This is a genomic window from Mycobacterium sp. NTMscope_Eco_3 (assembly GCF_976985685.1).
Genome location: NZ_CDRJYZ010000001.1, coordinates 3,566,176 through 3,584,120, shown reverse-complemented (window position 1 = coordinate 3,584,120; position 17,945 = coordinate 3,566,176). Strand labels below are relative to the sequence as shown.

The 17,945-nt window shown below is 68.0% G+C and carries 22 protein-coding genes; 9 read left to right on the top strand and 13 right to left on the bottom strand.

What is annotated here, in order from left to right; all coding sequences use genetic code 11:
- Positions 1-233 precede the first annotated feature (233 nt).
- The 3 genes from AC0KTM_RS16340 (at position 234) to AC0KTM_RS16330 (ending at position 1,876) form a co-directional block, all read left to right on the top strand.
- Positions 234-728: a LysM peptidoglycan-binding domain-containing protein gene (locus AC0KTM_RS16340; RefSeq protein ID WP_238956390.1), complete on the top strand. Its 495-nt coding sequence runs from the start codon at positions 234-236 to the stop codon at positions 726-728.
- 152 nt (positions 729-880) lie between these two features.
- On the top strand, positions 881-1,345 hold the full coding sequence (gene nrdR / locus AC0KTM_RS16335) for a transcriptional regulator NrdR (RefSeq protein ID WP_008258565.1): 465 nt from the start codon (positions 881-883) through the stop codon (positions 1,343-1,345).
- 45 nt (positions 1,346-1,390) lie between these two features.
- Positions 1,391-1,876: a peroxynitrite isomerase gene (locus tag AC0KTM_RS16330; protein ID WP_238956389.1), complete on the top strand. Its 486-nt coding sequence runs from the start codon at positions 1,391-1,393 to the stop codon at positions 1,874-1,876.
- Between the two features lie 24 nt (positions 1,877-1,900).
- On the opposite strand, the gene AC0KTM_RS16325 is transcribed toward AC0KTM_RS16330, so the two are convergent.
- The 3 genes from AC0KTM_RS16325 to AC0KTM_RS16315 form a co-directional block, all read right to left on the bottom strand.
- Complete coding sequence (locus tag AC0KTM_RS16325) at positions 1,901-2,587, bottom strand: PhzF family phenazine biosynthesis protein (protein WP_472416131.1); 687 nt, start codon at positions 2,585-2,587, stop codon at positions 1,901-1,903.
- 47 nt (positions 2,588-2,634) lie between these two features.
- Complete coding sequence (locus AC0KTM_RS16320; RefSeq protein WP_225327674.1) at positions 2,635-3,666, bottom strand: alpha/beta fold hydrolase; 1,032 nt, start codon at positions 3,664-3,666, stop codon at positions 2,635-2,637.
- A 61-nt stretch (positions 3,667-3,727) separates the two neighbouring features.
- A complete protein-coding gene (locus AC0KTM_RS16315; protein ID WP_225327675.1) occupies positions 3,728-4,699 on the bottom strand; it encodes a proteasome assembly chaperone family protein in 972 nt (323 codons plus the stop codon).
- A 229-nt stretch (positions 4,700-4,928) separates the two neighbouring features.
- Between AC0KTM_RS16315 and AC0KTM_RS16310 the strand changes: the two genes are divergently transcribed.
- On the top strand, positions 4,929-5,765 hold the full coding sequence (locus AC0KTM_RS16310; protein WP_238957335.1) for a trypsin-like serine peptidase: 837 nt from the start codon (positions 4,929-4,931) through the stop codon (positions 5,763-5,765).
- Here AC0KTM_RS16310 and sthA read toward each other — a convergent pair whose 3' ends face one another.
- Positions 5,766-7,181 (bottom strand): Si-specific NAD(P)(+) transhydrogenase, encoded by a 1,416-nt coding sequence (gene sthA / locus AC0KTM_RS16305; protein WP_472416129.1) that lies wholly within the window; start codon positions 7,179-7,181, stop codon positions 5,766-5,768.
- Positions 7,182-7,294: 113 nt separating this feature from the next.
- On the opposite strand from sthA, the gene AC0KTM_RS16300 reads away from it, so the two are divergent.
- Entirely contained in the window at positions 7,295-8,356 is a 1,062-nt protein-coding gene (locus AC0KTM_RS16300; RefSeq protein WP_472416127.1) for a DUF4192 domain-containing protein, read from the top strand.
- Between the two features lie 20 nt (positions 8,357-8,376).
- On the opposite strand, the gene AC0KTM_RS16295 is transcribed toward AC0KTM_RS16300, so the two are convergent.
- The 3 genes from AC0KTM_RS16295 to AC0KTM_RS16285 all read right to left on the bottom strand — a co-directional run bounded on the left by AC0KTM_RS16295 (position 8,377) and on the right by AC0KTM_RS16285 (position 10,766).
- A complete protein-coding gene (locus AC0KTM_RS16295) occupies positions 8,377-9,066 on the bottom strand; it encodes a metal-dependent transcriptional regulator (protein WP_225327679.1) in 690 nt (229 codons plus the stop codon).
- Positions 9,067-9,195: 129 nt separating this feature from the next.
- Positions 9,196-10,185: a sigma-70 family RNA polymerase sigma factor SigB gene (gene sigB, locus AC0KTM_RS16290; RefSeq protein WP_050782802.1), complete on the bottom strand. Its 990-nt coding sequence runs from the start codon at positions 10,183-10,185 to the stop codon at positions 9,196-9,198.
- Positions 10,186-10,319: 134 nt separating this feature from the next.
- Positions 10,320-10,766, bottom strand: a complete 447-nt coding sequence (locus tag AC0KTM_RS16285) for a DUF3099 domain-containing protein (protein WP_472416125.1) — start codon at positions 10,764-10,766, stop codon at positions 10,320-10,322.
- A gap of 69 nt (positions 10,767-10,835) precedes the next feature.
- Between AC0KTM_RS16285 and AC0KTM_RS16280 the strand changes: the two genes are divergently transcribed.
- Complete coding sequence (locus tag AC0KTM_RS16280; RefSeq protein ID WP_225327682.1) at positions 10,836-11,075, top strand: DUF3039 domain-containing protein; 240 nt, start codon at positions 10,836-10,838, stop codon at positions 11,073-11,075.
- Here AC0KTM_RS16280 and AC0KTM_RS16275 read toward each other — a convergent pair whose 3' ends face one another.
- Positions 11,076-12,077 (bottom strand): YihY/virulence factor BrkB family protein, encoded by a 1,002-nt coding sequence (locus AC0KTM_RS16275; protein ID WP_225327683.1) that lies wholly within the window; start codon positions 12,075-12,077, stop codon positions 11,076-11,078.
- A 66-nt stretch (positions 12,078-12,143) separates the two neighbouring features.
- Positions 12,144-12,329, bottom strand: a complete 186-nt coding sequence (locus AC0KTM_RS16270; protein WP_008258551.1) for a DUF7455 domain-containing protein — start codon at positions 12,327-12,329, stop codon at positions 12,144-12,146.
- 130 nt (positions 12,330-12,459) lie between these two features.
- Between AC0KTM_RS16270 and AC0KTM_RS16265 the strand changes: the two genes are divergently transcribed.
- Positions 12,460-12,822: a DUF952 domain-containing protein gene (locus AC0KTM_RS16265; protein ID WP_472416123.1), complete on the top strand. Its 363-nt coding sequence runs from the start codon at positions 12,460-12,462 to the stop codon at positions 12,820-12,822.
- Here the strand turns inward: AC0KTM_RS16265 and AC0KTM_RS16260 are convergent.
- The 3 genes from AC0KTM_RS16260 to ppgK form a co-directional block, all read right to left on the bottom strand.
- Positions 12,768-13,184 carry a RidA family protein gene (locus tag AC0KTM_RS16260; RefSeq protein WP_238956383.1) on the bottom strand — a complete coding sequence of 139 codons (417 nt, stop codon included), beginning with the start codon at positions 13,182-13,184 and terminating at the stop codon, positions 12,768-12,770. The two genes, AC0KTM_RS16265 and AC0KTM_RS16260, sit on opposite strands and share 55 nt — an antisense overlap.
- Positions 13,185-13,316: 132 nt before the next feature.
- Positions 13,317-14,819: an RNA polymerase sigma factor gene (locus AC0KTM_RS16255; RefSeq protein WP_225327686.1), complete on the bottom strand. Its 1,503-nt coding sequence runs from the start codon at positions 14,817-14,819 to the stop codon at positions 13,317-13,319.
- Positions 14,820-14,996: 177 nt separating this feature from the next.
- A complete protein-coding gene (gene ppgK, locus AC0KTM_RS16250; RefSeq protein WP_225327687.1) occupies positions 14,997-15,806 on the bottom strand; it encodes a polyphosphate--glucose phosphotransferase in 810 nt (269 codons plus the stop codon).
- Between the two features lie 101 nt (positions 15,807-15,907).
- Here ppgK and AC0KTM_RS16245 point away from each other — a divergent pair, with 101 nt between their 5' ends.
- On the top strand, positions 15,908-16,786 hold the full coding sequence (locus AC0KTM_RS16245; protein ID WP_238956382.1) for an inositol monophosphatase family protein: 879 nt from the start codon (positions 15,908-15,910) through the stop codon (positions 16,784-16,786).
- A gap of 5 nt (positions 16,787-16,791) precedes the next feature.
- Here the strand turns inward: AC0KTM_RS16245 and cei are convergent, their stop codons facing one another.
- Positions 16,792-17,442, bottom strand: coding sequence for an envelope integrity protein Cei (cei, locus tag AC0KTM_RS16240; protein ID WP_225327689.1), 651 nt, complete (start codon positions 17,440-17,442; stop codon positions 16,792-16,794).
- Positions 17,443-17,636: 194 nt separating this feature from the next.
- Between cei and AC0KTM_RS16235 the strand changes: the two genes are divergently transcribed.
- Positions 17,637-17,939 (top strand): DUF4193 domain-containing protein, encoded by a 303-nt coding sequence (locus AC0KTM_RS16235; protein ID WP_008258544.1) that lies wholly within the window; start codon positions 17,637-17,639, stop codon positions 17,937-17,939.
- Positions 17,940-17,945: the final 6 nt, after the last annotated feature.

Below are 17,945 nucleotides of genomic sequence, written 5' to 3'. Positions count from 1 at the left end.
CCCGGCGCGCCGTGGCCGGAAAGACGCCGCCATCGGCCGAATCACAAATGTGTAACTCTTGCCGAGATCGGGTATTTGTGCCTCGTGACAGTGGTAGAGGCCGACGGAGTTGTCGGTGGCGTGATCTAGCGTTTTGCTCGTGCGACACGCTTCGCTCAAATGTTCGGGTTTCGAACACACGAGCGATTAGAGTCGAACACACGAGCGAGAGCTAGTTGACCGGAGGAACGCAGATGACAATCATCCACACGCTTGCGCCGCGTACCAGCAGTCTTCGGCGCCCGATCAACGGACCGGTGCAGGGCGTTCGGTACGGCAGGGACGGGCTGGCCCGCTCGCGGCGTCCCGCGCCGGCACGGCCGGCGGGCGCGCCGACGCGTTACTACGGCACCGGGGTCGCGATGTCGGTCGCCCCGCACCGCAGGCGCTCCGTCACGTGGCTGACGACGGTCGGTCTGGCATTGGCCGCCGGGGCGATCACCTTGTGGCTGGGTCTCGTCGCGAATGTCGGGCAGGTACTCAACGGTGACTCGACGAATTCGGCCGCGCCCGTACCGAACCGGCTCGCCGTCGTGCGGGTCGACGCGGGGGAGTCGCTGCAGGATGTCGCTCACCGCGTGGCGCCCGACGCGCCGGCCGCCCAGGTGGCCGACCGCATCCGTGAGCTCAACGACCTGAACTCGCCGACGCTGGTTGCGGGCCAAACGCTGATCGCTCCGATCGGCTGACGGCCGTTGTGCGACAACGGGTCCGGCCCGGCACGCGGCCGGCGCGCGTGGCGCGGCCCCGCGGACGGCGGCTCCGTTAGCCGCGCAGGTCAGCGCACAGGTACGCTCAAAGTTCTGCGGTACCCCGTTGTCGGCACGGTGAAGGAGCGGTCATGCACTGTCCCTTCTGCCGCCACCCGGATTCCCGGGTGATCGACTCGCGCGAAACCGACGAGGGGCAGGCGATCCGGCGCCGCCGGTCGTGCCCCGAGTGCGGAAAACGTTTCACCACCGTGGAAACCGCGGTCCTGGCGGTGGTCAAGCGCAGCGGCGTCACCGAGCCCTTCAGCAGGGAAAAGGTCATCAGCGGAGTCCGACGGGCCTGCCAGGGCCGTCAGGTGGATGACGACGCGCTGAATCTGCTGGCCCAGCAGGTCGAAGACACCGTGCGCGCCGTGGCTTCCCCGGAGGTCCCCAGCCACGAGGTCGGCCTGGCCATCCTGGGGCCGTTGCGTGATCTCGACGAGGTGGCGTACTTGCGGTTCGCCTCCGTGTATCGCTCTTTCGAATCCGCGGACGACTTCGAGCGCGAGATCCAGGCGCTTCGTGAGCACCGCGGAGTGGCCACTCCGGGCTGACGGATCTCGCCGGGCGCTCGCTGGGCGGCCCGCTAGGCTCGGTGCATGCCCCCTGAGTTGCATCCCGACCTCGCGGCCCTGGCCCCGCTCCTGGGCACCTGGGTCGGCCAGGGTGCGGGCAAATACCCGACGATCCCGCCGTTCGACTACCTCGAAGAGGTCACGTTCGCCCATGTGGGCAAACCATTTCTGGCCTACGCCCAGAAAACCAAGGCGGTGGCCGACGGCAAGCCGTTACACGCCGAGACGGGATATCTTCGCGTGCCGCAACCGGGCCGCGTCGAACTGGTGCTGGCCCATCCCAGTGGCATCACCGAGATCGAGGTCGGCACCTATTCGGTCACCGGCGACGTCATCGAAATGCAGATGGCCACCACGGCCGTCGGCCTGACGCCCACCGCCAAAGAGGTGACGGGACTTGGCCGTTCCTTCCGCATCGACGGCGACGAGCTGTCCTACTCGGTGCAAATGGGCGCGGTCGGCCAGCCGCTGCAGGACCACCTCGCCGCGGTGTTGCGCCGGCAGCGCTGAGCGTTCACCACCCGCGGCCCATCGTCAGCCCACCTGTCGCACACCGTCATTGACCACCCGTCCGGCCACCGCGACCCACCCTTCGGCGCTCCAGGTGGTTTCGATGACGGAGCCGTTGCCCTGGGTGATCCGCAGGTTTCGGCTCAGGTAGTCGGTGATCCGCATCGCGGCCGAACCGGTGGCCTCGTCTTCGGGCACGCCGAGGTTGGCGGCGAACATGCGCACCCGCAGCGACCCGGTGGCCCGGTCGGTCCAGGCCCACAGGTAGTGCGCCGTGTCGTCGGGAAAGTCCGTCGGGTCGGCGGCGAGAACATCGTCGGCCGAACCGAATTCGTGCAGCGCGAACTCGGGTGCCCACTCCGCGCGGGCGCTGATGCGGGTGTGGAGTTCGTCGTAGCCCACCTGCACGATGCCCGCCGGTATCTGCAGCGTGTTGATCGGTGAACCGTGTTCCCGCAGCCACCACGAGGCGCCGACCGTCGGATGCCCGGCGAACGGGAGCTCCGTCCGGGGCGTGTAGATCGTGGCGTGCGCGGTTGCCGAGCCCGCGGCCGGAAGGTCAACGAAAACCGTTTCGCTGTAGCCCAATTGGGTGGCCAACCGCTGCCGGTCCGCGACCCGCACCTGGCCGGCATCCACCACGCCCAGCGGATTGCCGAAATTGCCGTCCGCATCGGTGAACACCCGCAACACCGTGACGTCGATACCCATGGCCCGACTGTACGGCCCCGAACCCGGCGGTCTCGATCACGGTGGAATCAGGTGGCGCTGCGTTCGTCGGACCCCATGGCGTTCAGGACGGCGACGCGGGCGCGGGCCGGGCCGGTGACGGCCTGCTCGCCGCCGCCGGTGCGCAGCAACCCGCGCAGGGCGGCCTGGTCGTATTCGGCGGGGGCGGTGGAGTCCATGAAGCGCTCGACGACATCGATGAAGCGGGCCGGATCGTCGTGAAAGGGAAAGTGGCCGGAGCCCTCGAAGATTTCGAGCCGCGAACCGGGCATCGCCGCGTGGGCCATCCACGCGTGCCGCACCGGAACCACCACATCCTTGGTGCCCCAGACGATCTGCACCGGGATGGCTTCGGTCAAATAACATCGGTCGAGCATGGTGACGATCTGACCGCGCCAGTCCACCACCGCCCGCAGGGTCCGGCTGAATGCCGCCGACGCCGTCGGTTCCGGCAGGTCATCGAGGATCCGCAGCACGTTGGGCAGGTCGCGGCCCAGCCCGGTGCTGCCGAACGCGGCGCCCAGGACGCGGCCCACGACCTGAACCGCCGGCAGCACCAGGGGCAATCGCAGCAGGGCGATGGCTTCGCTGCCCATCGGCAGCGACGCCCACCGCAAGACGAAGTTGACGTCCTTGGTCACGCCGCCGGCACCCACCAGGATCAGCCGCTCCACCAAATGCGGGAACTGGTAGGCGAATTGCATGGCCACACCGCCGCCCAGCGAATGACCGACGATGGTCACGCGCTCGATGTCGAGCACGCTGAGCAGGTCGCGCATCCCGTTGGCGTATGCGGCGATCGAGTAGTCCGCGCGCGGCTTGTCGGATCGGCCGTGGCCCAGCAGGTCCGGGGCGATGACCGTGAAGCGCTGGGCGAGCTTGGCCTGCACGGCATTCCACGTGGTGGAGTTGTCGCCGATGCCGTGGATCAGCAGGATCGCCGGCCCGGAGCCCGCGATGCGGTATGCGCGGCGGTAACCGTGGATGGTGCGGAACTCGAGTCTGGGTGCGGTCACTTCACGCACCGGGCGGAGCGTGTTCTTGCGCTTCCGCTCGGTCATAGGGCCAACCTTGCTGTCGGGCCGGGCTAAGGGCGGTGTGGCTGGGGGTTTGGGCCCGGGGTCAGGCCTGGTCGTCGTCGTCGAACTTCTTCTCCGCGTGCTGGGCCAGAAATCGCTCGAATTCTGCGCCTAGCTCGTCGCCGCTCGGCAGATCCTCGTCGCGTGATAGTAACGACCTGTTCTCCTGAGCGTCGATGAAGGCATCGTACTGGCGCTCCAGCGCGGCCACCACCTGAGCGACCTCTGCGCTCGCTTCGACCTGCTCGTCGATCTTGGCCCGAATCACCTCCGCCGCTTCGGTTAACGCGGTCAGCGGCAGCTCGAGGGACGCGGTCTTGGCGACCTGCTCGAGCAAGGCCTGCGCGGCGGCCGGGTAATCGGTCTGCGTGAGGTAGTGCGGGACGTGCACGGTGAAGCCGACCACTTCGTGGCCATGCTGGCCCATCCGGTATTCCAGCAGGTTGGACGCGCTGCCGGGGACCTGGATCTCCGCGATCCACGGCTGGAAATTGGCGATCAACTCCGGGTTGTTGGAGTGCGCGGTCATGGTGGTCGGACGGGTGTGCGGAACCGCCATCGGGACGGTGCCCAGGCCGATGGTCTGGCGCACGCCGAGGCGCTCGGCCAGCAGGCGCACCGCGGTGATGAAGCGCTCCCACTTGAGATCCGGCTCCATGCCCGCCAGCAACAGAAACGGGGTGCCGACGGTGTCGCGCAACGCGTAGAGGCTCAGCTCCGGATCGTCATAGTTGGTGAAGTGATCGGTCTTGAAGGTCATCAGCGGCCGCCGTGAGCGGTAGTCCAGCAATTCGTCGATCGCGAAGGACGCGACCAGCTCGGTATCCAGCACCGCCTTGAGGTGCGAGGCCGCCAGCCGGATGGCGTGACCGGCGTCGGAAAAGCCCTCCAGGGCGTGCACGAGTACGGGGCCGCGGCCGTCGGACGTCGACAACTGCGGCGCCGGCAGCTCCAGTTCGTACATGCCTGGCTGCCCCGGCTGGTACTGATCACCTGGGTCTTGATGGTGATCCATCTTCGATCGCCTCCTCTCGGGCGTCTCTCCAGGGTGCCCTACCAATTGTCCCCCGAATCAGGCGGCACCCACATCGAACAGCGAACTCGGTTCCCCGTCCGCACCCTGGAACGCGATAATTCTCAGCCGTAATCCGGTGAGAACATATCGGGGGGCCCGGCCGGTGCGTCAGCAAACGCCTTCGCGCAGCGCAGTGCGCGGAAGTCGGCTCGCCGCCACACCGTCGGGCATGATGAAGGCGATGCGCATACCGATCCTGGTGCTCTGCTCGGTGGTGGGGGTGGCGACGTCGCTGACGTCGTGTCACCGGCCCATCGAGCAGGTGTCGGGCGCCCCGGTGTCGGCGCCGCGAACCGGTGGCCCGGTGCAGCGGCTCAGCCAGCCCGAGCAGAAGGCGGTTGCGGGCCCGGTCGAGCCGGACCGGCGCATCGGGGCGATCTTCATCGACGGCGGCCCGCTCCACGTTTGCACCGGTTCGGTGGTGCATTCGAAGGGCGGGGACCTGATCATGACCGCGGCGCATTGCCTGGCCGGAGCGTCGCTGATCACCTTCGTTCCCGGTTTCGCCGGCGACGCCGCGCCCGCTCCCACCGACGTGTGGAAGGCCGACGCGGTCTACCTCGATCCCCGCTGGGTCGCCAGCAAGGATCCGCACGCCGACTACGCGATCGCGCGGGTCAGCAACGACACCGGCGCCGACGTCGAGTCCCGCGCCGGTTTGGCGCTGACGCTGGGCGTGACGCCGCCGCCGGGCAGTCGCGTGACCGTGCTGGGGTATCCGGTCGGCGTGGGCGGGGCGCCCATCGGATGTCAGGGCAGCACCTCGGTCAGCGACAGCGGATTCCCCGCGCTGGCGTGCGAAGGTCTGGTGGACGGCACCAGCGGCGCGCCCTGGGTCAGCGGCACCACGGTCACCGGCCTGATCGGCGGTCTCGAGCGCGGTGGGTGCGCCGCGGACATCTCGTACTCGGCGCCGTTCGACGGCCAGACCGCCGAGCTGCTGGCCCGCGCCGAAGCCGGTGGCCCGGGCGACCCGATCCCCAGCGACCTGCAGGACGCCTGCTAGCTAGCGCCGGAACTGGTTGAGCGCGCGCACCTTGTTCATCACGTCGAGCGCGGCCACCTTGTAGGCCTCGGAAAACGTGGGGTAGTTGAACACGGCGTCCACCAGGTAGTCCACCGTGCCCCCGCACCCCATCACCGCTTGGCCGATGTGCACCATCTCGGTGGCGCTGGTGCCGAAGATGTGCACGCCGAGCAGCTTGAGGTCCTCGGTGGACACCAGCAGCTTGAGCATGCCGTAGGAGTCCCCGGCGATCTGGCCGCGTGCCAGCTCCCGGTACCGGGCCACCCCGACCTCGTAGGGGATGGCGTCCTTGGTCAGCTCCACCTCGGTGGCGCCGACGTAGGAGACCTCGGGGATCGAATAGATGCCGATCGGCTGCAGCTCGGTGATGCCGTCGCACGCTTCCCCGAACGCGTGGTAGGCGGCGAGCCGCCCCTGCTCCATCGAGGTCGCGGCCAGCGCGGGGAAACCGATCACGTCCCCGACGGCGTAGATGTGCGGCACCTTCGTCTGAAAATAGTCGTCCACGAAGATCCGGCCGCGGTTGTCGGCCTCGAGCTCGGCGTTGTGCAGGTCGAGATGGTCGGTCTGTCCCTGCCGGCCGGCCGAGTACATGACCGTCTCAGCGGGAATCTGCTTGCCGCTGGCCAAGGTGGTGACGGTGCCCGCCGAGCCGACGTCGACCGCGGTCACCTCCTCACCGAACCGGAACGTCACCGCCAGGTCGCGCAGGTGGAACTTCAGCGCCTCGACCACCTCGGGGTCGCAGAAGTCCAGCATGTCGTCGCGCTTTTCCACCACGGTGACCTTGGTGCCCAGCGCGGCGAACATCGAGGCGTACTCGATGCCGATCACGCCGGCGCCGACGACCACCATCGAGGTGGGCAACGTCTTGAGGTCGAGGATCCCGTCGGAGTCGAGCACGCGCTCTTCGTCGAACTCGACGCCGGACGGCCGCGCGGGCCTGGTGCCGGTGGCGATGACGATGTATTTGCCACTGATGGTTACCTTTTCGCGCCGTGACGGGTCTTCGACCTCGATGGTGTGCGGGTCGACGAATCGCCCGTGACCGATCAGCAGGTCGATGCGGTTGCGCATCAGCTGATTGCGCACCACGTCCACTTCCTTGCCGATCACGTGCTGGGTGCGGGCCAACAGATCGGCCGGGGTGATCTTCTCTTTCACCCGGTAGCTCGCGCCGTAGAGTTCGCGTTGGCTCATCCCGGTGAGGTAAAGCACCGCCTCGCGCAACGTCTTTGACGGGATGGTGCCGGTCTGGACGCACACGCCGCCGATCATCTGGCCGCGTTCGACGACGGCGACCGACTTGCCCAGCTTGGCGGAGGCGATGGCGGCCTTCTGCCCGCCGGGCCCCGAACCGATGACCACCATGTCGTACTCTTGCGCCGAGCCCATGGGCTAAACAGTAGAGCAGCACAACTCACAGTGCCGGGTTCATCCACAGCTCCGTCGCCGCGCCGGGGCGCGCGAGCACCGGCTGACGGTGGCGGCCGTCAGCGTTGGTGCTCATGACCACGCATCCCCGACCCGACTTCGAGCTTTCCCGCCCCGGCGCACTCATCGCCGCGCTGCCCGCCGTTCTCGGCTTCATTCCCGAAAATTCATTGGTTCTAGTGTCTTTGGACGATCGACAGCTCGGGTCGGTGATGCGGGTCGACCTCTCCGAGGAGTTGGTCGACCGGGTCGGTCACCTCGCGGAGGTCGCCGCCGCGGCCCGGCCCGAGGCCGTCATCGCGGTGATCGTCGACGCGGACGGCGCGCACTGCCCCAGCTGCAACGAGGAGTACCGGCAGCTGTGTGAGGCGCTCGCAGAGTCCTTGTCGCAGCACGGCATTGAGCTGTGGGCCACCCACGTGGTCGACCGGGTCGCCCTGGGCGGGCGCTGGCATTGTGTCGAGGGCTGCGGATCGAGCGGCCTCGTCGAGGACCCGTCGGCGTCGCCGCTGGCGGCCGCGGCGGTGTTGGAGGGCAGGCGGCTCTACCCGCGGCGCGCCGACCTGCAGGCGGTCATCGCGCCCGACGATCCGCAGCGCAGCGCCGCGTTGGCCGGCGCGGTCGGCCGGCAGGCCGCCCGGCGCCGCGCCGCGCATCGCGCGCACCCGGTCCGCTGCACCCGCGGCGACGTGGAGAGCGCGATGGCGGCCGCCGCCCGGGTCGCCTCGGGTGAATCGCTGTCCGACGCCGAACTGGCGGCGCTGGGCTGCGCGCTGAGCGATCCGCAGGTCCGCGACATCCTGTACGCGCTGGCCGTCGGCGAGGGCGCCGACGACGTCGAGTCGCTGTGGGCGGTGCTTTCGCGCACCCTGCCGGTGCCGTGGCGGGTCGAGGCGCTGGTCCTGCTCGCGTTCAGCGCGTACGCGCGCGGCGACGGTCCACTGGCGGGGGTGTCGCTGCAGGAGGCGCTGCGTTGTGAGCCCGGGCATCGGATGGCGGGCATGCTGGACACCGCGTTGCAGTCGGGTCTGCGGCCCGAGGACATCCGGGATCTCGCGCTGACCGGGTATCGGCTGGCCAAGCAGTTCGGGGTGCGGCTACCGCCGCGGCGGCCGTTCGGCCGCAGGGCGGGTTAGCCGGGAGGCGACGGGGCGGGTCAGACCTTTTCGACCTTGACCGCGTGGGCCATCTCGTGCGGCAGGGTGACGTTTTCGTGGCCCGGGATGACGATGGTCACGCCGGCGGGGCCGGTCTCGACGGTCACGCGCGCGTTGGGGACCACGCCGGCGTCCTTGAGGCGGGTGATCAGGCCGGTGTCGCCCTGGACGTGTTCGGTGAGCTGCCGGACCACGACGGCCACCGGGGAGCCGGGGGGCAACTCGGTCAGCCGGACGAGGATGGACTCCTCGGCGCCGGACTCGGGGCCCACACCCAGGTCCAGAAGCCCGGGGATCGGGTTGCCGAAGGGCGACGTGGTCGGGTGGTTGAGCACCTTGACCAATCGCCGCTCGACCTCCTCGCTCATCACGTGCTCCCAGCGGCACGCCTCGGCGTGCACTTCTTCCCAGGGCACCCCGATGACGTCGACCAGCAATCGCTCGGCGAGGCGGTGCTTGCGCATGACGGCCACGGCCAGCGCCCGGCCCTTGTCGGTGAGCTCGAGGTGGCGGTCACCGGCCACGTGGAGCAACCCGTCGCGCTCCATGCGGGACACGGTTTGGCTGACAGTCGGCCCGCTCTGATCGAGGCGTTCGGCGATTCGGGCACGTAGCGGCGTCACGCCCTCTTCTTCGAGGTCGTAGATGGTCCGCAGGTACATCTCGGTGGTGTCAACCAGGTCGTTCATTCAGCACCTTCCATCGACGCTGAGTCTACTTGGCCAGCTGCGTGAATGGGTGTAACGCCTCCCAGGCAAGCAGTATGCCCGCCGCTGACGCGGCGGGCATACCGGCTGCTACCTAGCTTGAGTGAGTTGTCAGCTCGCGTATGACCGTAGCCTGTCGGCGCGCTCCCCGTTGCGGAGTTTGGACATTACGTCCCGCTCGATTTGGCGGACCCGCTCGCGGGACAGCCCGAACAGCTTGCCGATCTGGTCCAACGTGCGCGGCTGGCCGTCGTCGAGGCCGAACCGCAACCGGATCACCTGGTGCTCGCGCTCGTCGAGCGTGGCCAGCACGCTGCGGATGTCGGTGTGCAGCAACTCGGCGATCACCGCGTTCTCGGCCGACATCGCCTCGGCGTCCTCGATGAAGTCGCCCAGCGGGGCTTCTTCCTCGGAGCCGACCGGCATGTCCAGGCTCACCGGGTCGCGGCTGTGCTCGAGCAGGTCGTTGATCTTGTCGACCGGGATGCCGGATTCGGCGGCCAGTTCCTCATCGGTGGCCTCGCGGCCCAGGTTCTGGTGCATCTCGCGCTTGATGCGCGCCAGCTTGTTGACCTGCTCCACCAGGTGGACGGGCAGCCGGATGGTGCGGCTCTGGTCGGCCATGCCGCGGGTGATGGCCTGACGGATCCACCAGGTGGCGTAGGTCGAGAACTTGAATCCCTTTGTGTAGTCGAACTTTTCCATCGCGCGGATCAATCCGAGGTTGCCCTCCTGGATCAGGTCCAGCAGCGGCATGCCGCGGCCCGTGTACCGCTTGGCCAGCGACACCACCAGGCGCAGGTTCGCTTCCAGCAGATGACGGCGCGCCGCCTTACCATCGCGCACCACGGCCTCTAGATCGCGTTTACGGTTCTCCCCGAGGCGCTTACGCGTTTCGAGCAGGTGCTCGGCATAGAGCCCGGCTTCGATGCGCTTCGCGAGTTCGACTTCCCCCGCCGCATTCAGCAACGCCGTCTTACCGATTCCGTTCAGATACACACGCACTAGATCCGCCGCGGGACTCTGAGCATCCAGATCGCCGTCAAATCTGCTCGTGCTGGCGTTCGCCATAGCGACCTCCCGTTCGGCTTGTACTGTCATCGAGTTCAACGACCGATCAGGTTTCAGAGTTCCCAGCGGTTCCCCATCTCACACGTCTTGACGTGCACAAATGTGCCGCAGACCTGAGAATGTCCTGAGAAGTGCGCGACGACGCACCTGACACGCAACGACCGCTAGCCGCGGTCGGTTCCGCGCCGCGGGTCGGGGGGCCACCCCGGTTGGGGGTGTAGCGGAGCCTCGAGCGCGGGGCGTTCGGCGCGGGGGAACAGGGGGGTGCGCCGGCGGGCATTGTCGAACCGGCGAGGCTCGTCGGGGCGGCGCGGCGGCCGGTCGTTGGCGATCAGCACGGCCATCCACGGCAGGGGGATGGACACCGCCACGATCGCCAGCGAGATCAAACCGTTGTGCCAGGCGCCGTAGGCGAGCGCGGCGAGGATGAGCGCCGGAATCCGGAAAGCCATCAGGGTCAGGTATTTACGCACCCGCGCGCGGTGTTGCTCCTCATAGGAGGGCTCGGCGGCGGTGATGAGCACTGGGCGGCCCTTGTTGCCGTCGAAGTCATCGAAGCTGCCGTCGAACCCCGATTCGGAGCCGTGCTTCATTTCTCCACTGTCCCACACCTGGCGGATTCCGGCTTGGCCGGTTTCGGGGCAGCTCGCGGCGCGCCGGGCAGTGCAAGAATGTCAGGTATGCAGACCCAGACGATCGAGCGCACCGATACCGACGAACGCGTCGACGACGGGACCGACAGCGACACACCCAAGTATTTTCACTACGTCAAGAAGGACAAGATCGCCGAGAGCGCGGTGATGGGCAACCACGTCGTGGCGTTGTGCGGCGAGGTGTTCCCCGTCACCAAGGCGGCCAAGCCGGGCTCGCCGGTCTGCCCGGAGTGCAAGCAGATTTACGACCGGCTCAAGAAGGGCTGATCACCCGGGCGGCTTCGCCGGCGCGGTATCGCGTTGTTGCGTTGCGGGATTCGCGATCGGGCTGGCCAGCGTCTCCACCGTCCGCTTCAGGGCGGGCGAACGGGAGAACAACCAGGTGCGCACCCGGTGGGCGTGCGTGGTGGGCGCGGGGAACTCTTCCTGGACGGCGGCATTGAGCTCGGCGCCGAGCATGATCGCGAAGCCGCCGAAGAAGGCGAACAGCAGGAAAGCGATCGGGGTGGACAGCGCGCCGTAGGTGTAGCCGGTGCTGGTGATCCATCTCAGGTAGAACCGCAGGCCCAGGGTGGCGGTGACGAACACCGTGGTCGCCAGCATCGCGCCGAGGATCAGCCGGTGTGACGGCAGCGGTTCCGGCAGCGCGACCCGGTAGAGGATCATCACCCCGAGCGTCAGGCCGATGATCAGCGCCGGGTAGTAGCCGTAGCGCAGCACGTTGGACAGGCCGAGCGGGATGTGTTCTTCCACCTTGCGCGGGCCCACCACCACCAGCGGCGCCGTCGCCACCACGACCACCAGCATCACGACGTAGAGGAACAGCGCGAAGAAGCGCTGCCGCACCGGATGGCGCAACGGCGTCTGGTCGTGCGCCTCGACGACGGAGTCGACGAACGCCGAGATGGCCGATGACCCCGCCCACAGCGAGATGATGAAACCCAACGACACCACCTCACCGCGGGCGTTGTTGGCGATGTCGTGGACGGTCGGCTCGATGATCTCGTTGACCACGCTGGGGGAGAACACGCTGTGCGCGGTCGAAATCAGCTGCCGCAGGATGTTGGGCAGCATGTCCGGCCCGAACAGCGGCGCCACGTAGGCCATGGTGCCCAGCATCCCAAGCAGCAGCGGCGGCAGGGACAACGCCGACCAAAAACCCGCCTGAGCCGACTCGGAAAAGATCGAGTCGTCCCAACTCTTGGAAAGAGCCCTCAGGGTGATTCGCCAGATGTGGTGGCGCGATGGTTTTGCGACCTGATCGCTCATACCCGTCCAGCATTACCGAAGATCGCGCGCGCTGCCCACATTGGCGACGGGCGAGTTCGGGCGCGACTAGCTTCCGCTGACCTCCAGCACGGCGTCCAGCTCGGTCAGCTTGGCCTCATGCTCGTTGGCGTGGTGCTGGCAGAAGAGAAGCTCGAGGCCGGAAGGCAGCTTGGCGCGTACACGAGCCGCGGCACCGCAGCGGTCGCAGCGGTCGGCCCGTGTCAGTTCGGGACTCGTCAGAGTTGCATTCATGGCTTCTCCGTTCTCGTACATTCACTTTCTCAGACGTATGGCGTTTTCGCCTTGTTCCCCGATCGTTATCGGGTGTGTCGTTTCTCACGGCCTGGTCAGTTTGGTTTCGACGGTTCTCTAGGGTGACGTCGTGACCCTCGCTCCTGACCTGTTGGTGCATCTGTGCGGGACCGAGCAGTGGGCGCAGGCCCGCCGTGACGGCGCCATCGGCCCCGCCGGCGGGGCCGCCTTCATCCATCTGTCGACGCCCGGTCAGGTCCACCTGCCCGCCAACCGGCTCTACCGGGGACGTCGCGACCTGGTGCTGTTGCACATCGATCCGGCCCGGCTCGACGCGCCGGTGCGCTGGGAGCCCGGAGTGGCAACCGATCCGGAGTCGATGTTGTTCCCGCACCTGTACGGCTCCTTGCCGGTGGTCGCGGTGACCCGGGTCACCCCTTATCCTCCCGGGGCCGACGGCACCTTCCCTCCGGTCGCCGCCGGGTCGACGTAGGCGTCGGCCTCGATTTCCACCAGCAACTCGGGCGCGATCAGCGCCGAGACCTCGACCATGGTGGCGGCGGGGCGTATCGCGCCGAACACCTGCTCGTGTACGGCCCCCACCTCCCGCCAGCGCGAGATGTCGGTGACGTAGATGCGCGTGCGCACCACGTCGCTGAGCGCCGCGCCCGCTTGCTGCAGCGCAATTTCGATGCGGCGCAAGGCATCTCGCGCCTGGGCGGCGATGTCTCCGGCGGGCCCGTCGCCGGTGGTTCCGGCCACCGACACGTGCGGGCCGACCCGCACCGCGCGCGAGTAACCGACCACCGATTCGAAGGCGGATTCGGAGAGGACCACTTTGCGGCGTGACGACATGCGCCTCACGCTACGACGGCGGCGCCGTCGGCGCAGCCGAATTTCACCGCCGCAGCGGGTCTTTGGCCGGCACGCGTTCAGCGCGCCGCGAACAGCTTGTGCACCAACCGTTCTCGCGAACGGCCGACCCGGCTAGTCGAGGTAGTCGCGCAACACCTGCGAGCGGCTGGGGTGGCGCAGCTTCGACATGGTCTTGGACTCGATCTGGCGGATGCGCTCGCGGGTCACCCCGTACACCTGCCCGATCTCGTCCAGGGTGCGGGGCTGGCCGTCGGTGAGCCCGAAGCGCAGGCGTACCACGCCGGCCTCGCGCTCGGAGAGCGTCTCGAGCACCGACTGCAACTGGTCTTGCAGCAGCGTGAACGACACGGCGTCGACGGCCACCACGGCCTCGCTGTCCTCGATGAAATCGCCCAGCTGGCTGTCGCCCTCGTCGCCGATGGTCTGGTCCAGCGAGATCGGCTCGCGCGCGTATTGCTGGATCTCGAGCACCTTTTCGGGCGTGATGTCCATTTCCTTGGCGAGCTCTTCGGGCGTGGGCTCGCGGCCCAGATCCTGCAGCAGCTCTCGCTGGATGCGGCCCAGCTTGTTGATCACCTCGACCATGTGCACCGGGATGCGGATGGTGCGGGCCTGGTCGGCCATGGCCCGGGTGATGGCCTGACGGATCCACCACGTGGCGTACGTGGAGAACTTGTAGCCCTTGGTGTAGTCGAACTTCTCGACCGCGCGGATCAGACCCAGGTTGCCTTCCTGGATGAGGTCGAGGAACGCCATGCCGCGGCCCGTGTAACGCTTGGCCAGCGACACCACCAGCCGCAGGTTGGCCTCGAGCAGATGGTTTTTGGCGCGGTCGCCGTCGCGGCAGATCCACTGCATGTCGCGGCGCTGGGCGGCGGGCAGTTTGTCACCGCGCTCGGTCATCTCGGTCATCAGCTGCGTGGCATACAGGCCGGCCTCGATGCGCTTGGCCAGCTCGACCTCTTCCTCGGCGTTGAGCAGCGCGACCTTACCGATCTGCTTGAGGTACGCGCGAACCGAGTCGGCGGAGGCGGTGAGCTCGGCGTCCTTACGGGCCTGGCGCAGCGCCTCGGATTCGTCCTCGTCCCAGACGAAATCGCCGGAGGCCTTGTCCTTTTCGGTGGGCTCGGCGATCTCGTCGTCCTCGTCGGCGGCGGGTTCGGCGGCCGCCACGGGGGCGGGCGCCTCCTCGTCGTCGCTCTCATCGGAGTCGGCGGATTCGACTTCGGCTTCGGGCGCCACGTCCTCCTCGAGGTCGTCGAGGGATAGGTCGCTGTCGATGTCGAGCTCCTCACCGGGCTCACCCTCGAGGTCGGGTTCGTTGTCGAGATCCTCGACGGCGCCGTCGGAATCGAGGGCGTCGGGATCCGCCGGCCCGCCCTTGGCCGCTTTGGTGCCGCGCCCCTTGGGCTCGGCTCCCTTGGCGCGGGTCTTTTTGGCGGGCTCGGCGGTTTCGGATTTGGTGGACCGAGAGGCTGTCTTGGCGGCCCGTTTGGCGGGCGCGGAGCCGTTGGCGGCCTTGGCCGCCGGACGCTTGGCGGGGGACGGCGGAGACTTCGTGGCGGTGCGTTTCACCGGCCCATCGGTTGCCGGGCTTGCCTTGGTCGCTGCCACTTACACCCCTTCGTTTGGGCTCACCTTCGGTGGGTATTGGGCATGGTTAACCGAAAGTGTCTGCTATGTCGATGTCGGCGTTGGTATCAGCGTGAGTAGTCGCACGCTATCGGTTGGGCGTTCGCCGAGCACCATTGTAACGACAGTGCGCGGTACTACAGCTCTGCTGGGCGAAATTCAGTGGGTCACGTCCGAGGTGGCGGCCATCGCCGCGCCGACGATCCCGGCGGTGTTGAGCAGGGCCGCGGGCACCACCGGGGTGCGGTTCTCGAGCAGTGGCAGCCACTTGTCGGCCTTGCGGCTGATGCCGCCCCCGGCGATGAACAGGTCCGGCCACATCGCGTTCTCGATGCTCACCAGCACCTCGGTCACGTGTTTGGTCCATTTTTCGTAGGACCAGCCCTTCTTTTCCTTCACCGAGGACGCGGCTCGTTTCTCGGCTTCCTTGCCGCCGACCTCGAGGTGCCCGAACTCGGTGTTGGGGATCAGCGTGCCGTTGTGGATGACCGCCGAGCCGATGCCGGTGCCGAAGGTCAGCAGAATCACCAGGCCCGTCTGGTTTCTGCCCGCCCCGTAGTGCTCCTCGGCCAGCCCGGCCGCGTCGGCGTCGTTGAGCACCGTGACGTCCTGGCCGTCCAGCTCGGCGCTGATGATGTCGCGGGCGTTGGCGCCGATCCAGGACTTGTCCACGTTGGCCGCGGTCTGCGCGACGCCGTGCGTGACGACCCCGGGATAGGTCACGCCGAGGGGCCCGGTCCATCCGAATTCGTTGACGACCGCGGCGATGGTCTTGGCGACCGCCGCCGGCGTGGCGGGTTGCGGGGTCAGCAGTTTGACCCGCTCGCCGATCAACAACCCGGTGTCCATGTCGACGATGCCGCCTTTGATGCCGCTGCCACCGACGTCGATGCCGAAGCCGCGGCGTTCATGCGTGCCGTCGGCCGCTGCGGCGCCGGGCGTGTCCGTGGTCGAGTCGGTGGTGGTCATCGAATCTCCTCGGCGTGACTGGGCTGTCCGCTCACCTTAACGCCGCGACGCTGGGGCCTGCGGCGTCTGCGCGGCCGTGGCGACTGTGATGCGATAGAGCGGTGATCCAATCCGATGACGAGCTCGTGCGGCTGCGTTCCGTGGCCGAAACCCTGGCCGTGGAGGCCGCCGCGTTCGTGCGGCGTCGGCGCGCCGAGGTGTTCGGCGCCGAGCCGGCCGGCGTGACGGCCCCGGACAGCGGCGCGGTGCGGGCCAAGAGCACCCCGACCGATCCGGTGACGGTGGTCGACACCGAGACCGAGCGGCTGTTACGCGACCGGTTGGCCGAATTACGGCCTGGGGACCCCATTCTCGGCGAGGAGGGCGGCGGGCCGACCGACCCGGCGGGCGCGCCGGCCGGATCGGTGACCTGGGTGCTCGATCCCATCGACGGCACGGTGAACTTCGTTTACGGCGTTCCCGCCTACGCGGTGTCGGTCGGCGCGCAGGTCAACGGCGAGTCGGTGGCCGGGGCGGTCGCCGACGTCGTCGGCGACCGGGTGTACTCGGCGGCGATCGGCCTCGGTGCGCACGTCACCGACGGCCAGGGGACCCAGCCATTGCAGTGCTCGGCGGTCGAGGACGTGTCGATGGCGTTGCTGGGCACCGGTTTCGGCTATTCGCGGCAGCGCCGCGCGGCGCAGGCGGCGCTGTTGGCGCGCATGCTGCCGGTGGTCCGCGATGTCCGTCGCATCGGCTCGGCGGCGCTGGATCTGTGCATGGTGGCCTCGGGCCGGCTGGACGCCTACTACGAGCACGGCCTGAAGGTGTGGGACCGCGCCGCGGGCGCGCTGATCGCCGCCGAGGCGGGGGCCCGCGTGGTGCTGCCGGCGCACGACGCCACCGGGGCGGGACTGGTGCTGGCGGCCGCTCCCGGGATCGCCGACGAGCTGCTGGCCGTGCTGGAGCGGTTCAACGGCCTGGATCCGATTTTGGATTGACCGCCTCAGCAGCTGCTGGCGTGAATCTTGGCCAGCAGCGTGGGATCTGACGGCTCGCTGGCGCCGGGCCGCAGGGTGGCGAGCACGGCGTCGATGTCGTCGTTGTGGGCCAACGCGCTGAAGTCGGTTCCCAAGGCGAGGTCGACGGAGTCGTCGGCGCGGCTGTCGTTGAACAGTTCGGTGCACGGCGCGACCAGCCACACCGCCGCGGCGGTGGCCTGTCCGGCGGTGCCGAAACGGATTTGGCCTTGGCAGTCGAGCCGGGTGCCCGCGTAGAGCGGGTCGTTGGCGGCGGTCGGCTGCGCGAAGCCGAGGTCTTTCATCGCCCCGGCGACGTCGCCGGCCTGCCCGCCCCGGCCGCTGGCGTTGAGGACGCGGACCTTGGTGTCGGCGAGTTTGGCGGGCGCGACGTCCATCATGGCGCTGCGCGACACCTGCTCGCCGAGCTGGGCCGACGCCGACCCGGTCGACTTCGGCGGGAGGTTGCACACCACCGCCTCGTGCACCTTGGCGGGCCGCGTCAGCGCCACGGTCCAGATCACGCCGGTGGCCACTGCGAGGAAAATCACCACGACGATCGCGGGCTTGGGGTTGCGGCGCCGGAAGGGCCGACCATGCTTGTCAAAGGCTGTACCCTCGGTGATTTGTGTGACCACAGCTGCACTCTAAACCCACTGTTCAGAAGCGAGCGCAAGGGTGAAAATAGGTGTGTGACGCAAATCACACCTTAATGGGCCGCGATACGGGCACGAATCATTTGGTGGATGCGTTCGACGCTGGTACAAAGCGATGCTTGAGATTTTCGAGGGCATGCAGAGACGAGCAGAGGCAATAGGGCAGGGGAATAGATATGCCTACCGATTATGACGCTCCACGGCGTACCGAGACGGACGACGTTTCGGAGGACTCGCTGGAGGAGCTCAAAGCGCGTCGGAACGAGGCGGCTTCGGCCGTCGTCGATGTCGACGAATCTGAATCCGCTGAGAATTTCGAACTGCCCGGCGCCGACCTGTCCGGTGAAGAGCTTTCGGTCCGTGTCGTTCCGAAGCAGGCTGACGAGTTCACCTGCTCGAGTTGCTTTCTGGTGCAACACCGCAGTCGGCTCGCCAGCGAGAAAAACGGCGTGATGATCTGTACCGACTGCGCAGCCTGATAGCTG

Excerpts from the sequence above, each read along its gene's own strand:
- nrdR (WP_008258565.1), top strand. The coding sequence starts at position 881 with ATGCACTGTCCCTTCTGCCGCCACCCGGATTCCCGGGTGATCGACTCG.
- AC0KTM_RS16275 (WP_225327683.1), bottom strand. The coding sequence starts at position 12,077 with ATGAGCGATCAGGTCGCAAAACCATCGCGCCACCACATCTGGCGAATC.
- AC0KTM_RS16295 (WP_225327679.1), bottom strand. The coding sequence starts at position 9,066 with ATGAACGACCTGGTTGACACCACCGAGATGTACCTGCGGACCATCTAC.
- sthA (WP_472416129.1), bottom strand. The coding sequence starts at position 7,181 with ATGGGCTCGGCGCAAGAGTACGACATGGTGGTCATCGGTTCGGGGCCC.
- ppgK (WP_225327687.1), bottom strand. The coding sequence starts at position 15,806 with ATGACCACCACCGACTCGACCACGGACACGCCCGGCGCCGCAGCGGCC.
- AC0KTM_RS16320 (WP_225327674.1), bottom strand. The coding sequence starts at position 3,666 with ATGACCGAGCGGAAGCGCAAGAACACGCTCCGCCCGGTGCGTGAAGTG.
- AC0KTM_RS16280 (WP_225327682.1), top strand. The coding sequence starts at position 10,836 with ATGCAGACCCAGACGATCGAGCGCACCGATACCGACGAACGCGTCGAC.
- AC0KTM_RS16300 (WP_472416127.1), top strand. The coding sequence starts at position 7,295 with ATGACCACGCATCCCCGACCCGACTTCGAGCTTTCCCGCCCCGGCGCA.
- AC0KTM_RS16315 (WP_225327675.1), bottom strand. The coding sequence starts at position 4,699 with ATGGATCACCATCAAGACCCAGGTGATCAGTACCAGCCGGGGCAGCCA.
- AC0KTM_RS16260 (WP_238956383.1), bottom strand. The coding sequence starts at position 13,184 with ATGTCGTCACGCCGCAAAGTGGTCCTCTCCGAATCCGCCTTCGAATCG.
- AC0KTM_RS16270 (WP_008258551.1), bottom strand. The coding sequence starts at position 12,329 with ATGAATGCAACTCTGACGAGTCCCGAACTGACACGGGCCGACCGCTGC.
- sigB (WP_050782802.1), bottom strand. The coding sequence starts at position 10,185 with ATGACAGTACAAGCCGAACGGGAGGTCGCTATGGCGAACGCCAGCACG.
- AC0KTM_RS16235 (WP_008258544.1), top strand. The coding sequence starts at position 17,637 with ATGCCTACCGATTATGACGCTCCACGGCGTACCGAGACGGACGACGTT.
- AC0KTM_RS16330 (WP_238956389.1), top strand. The coding sequence starts at position 1,391 with ATGCCCCCTGAGTTGCATCCCGACCTCGCGGCCCTGGCCCCGCTCCTG.
- AC0KTM_RS16325 (WP_472416131.1), bottom strand. The coding sequence starts at position 2,587 with ATGGGTATCGACGTCACGGTGTTGCGGGTGTTCACCGATGCGGACGGC.
- AC0KTM_RS16340 (WP_238956390.1), top strand. The coding sequence starts at position 234 with ATGACAATCATCCACACGCTTGCGCCGCGTACCAGCAGTCTTCGGCGC.
- AC0KTM_RS16310 (WP_238957335.1), top strand. The coding sequence starts at position 4,929 with ATGATGAAGGCGATGCGCATACCGATCCTGGTGCTCTGCTCGGTGGTG.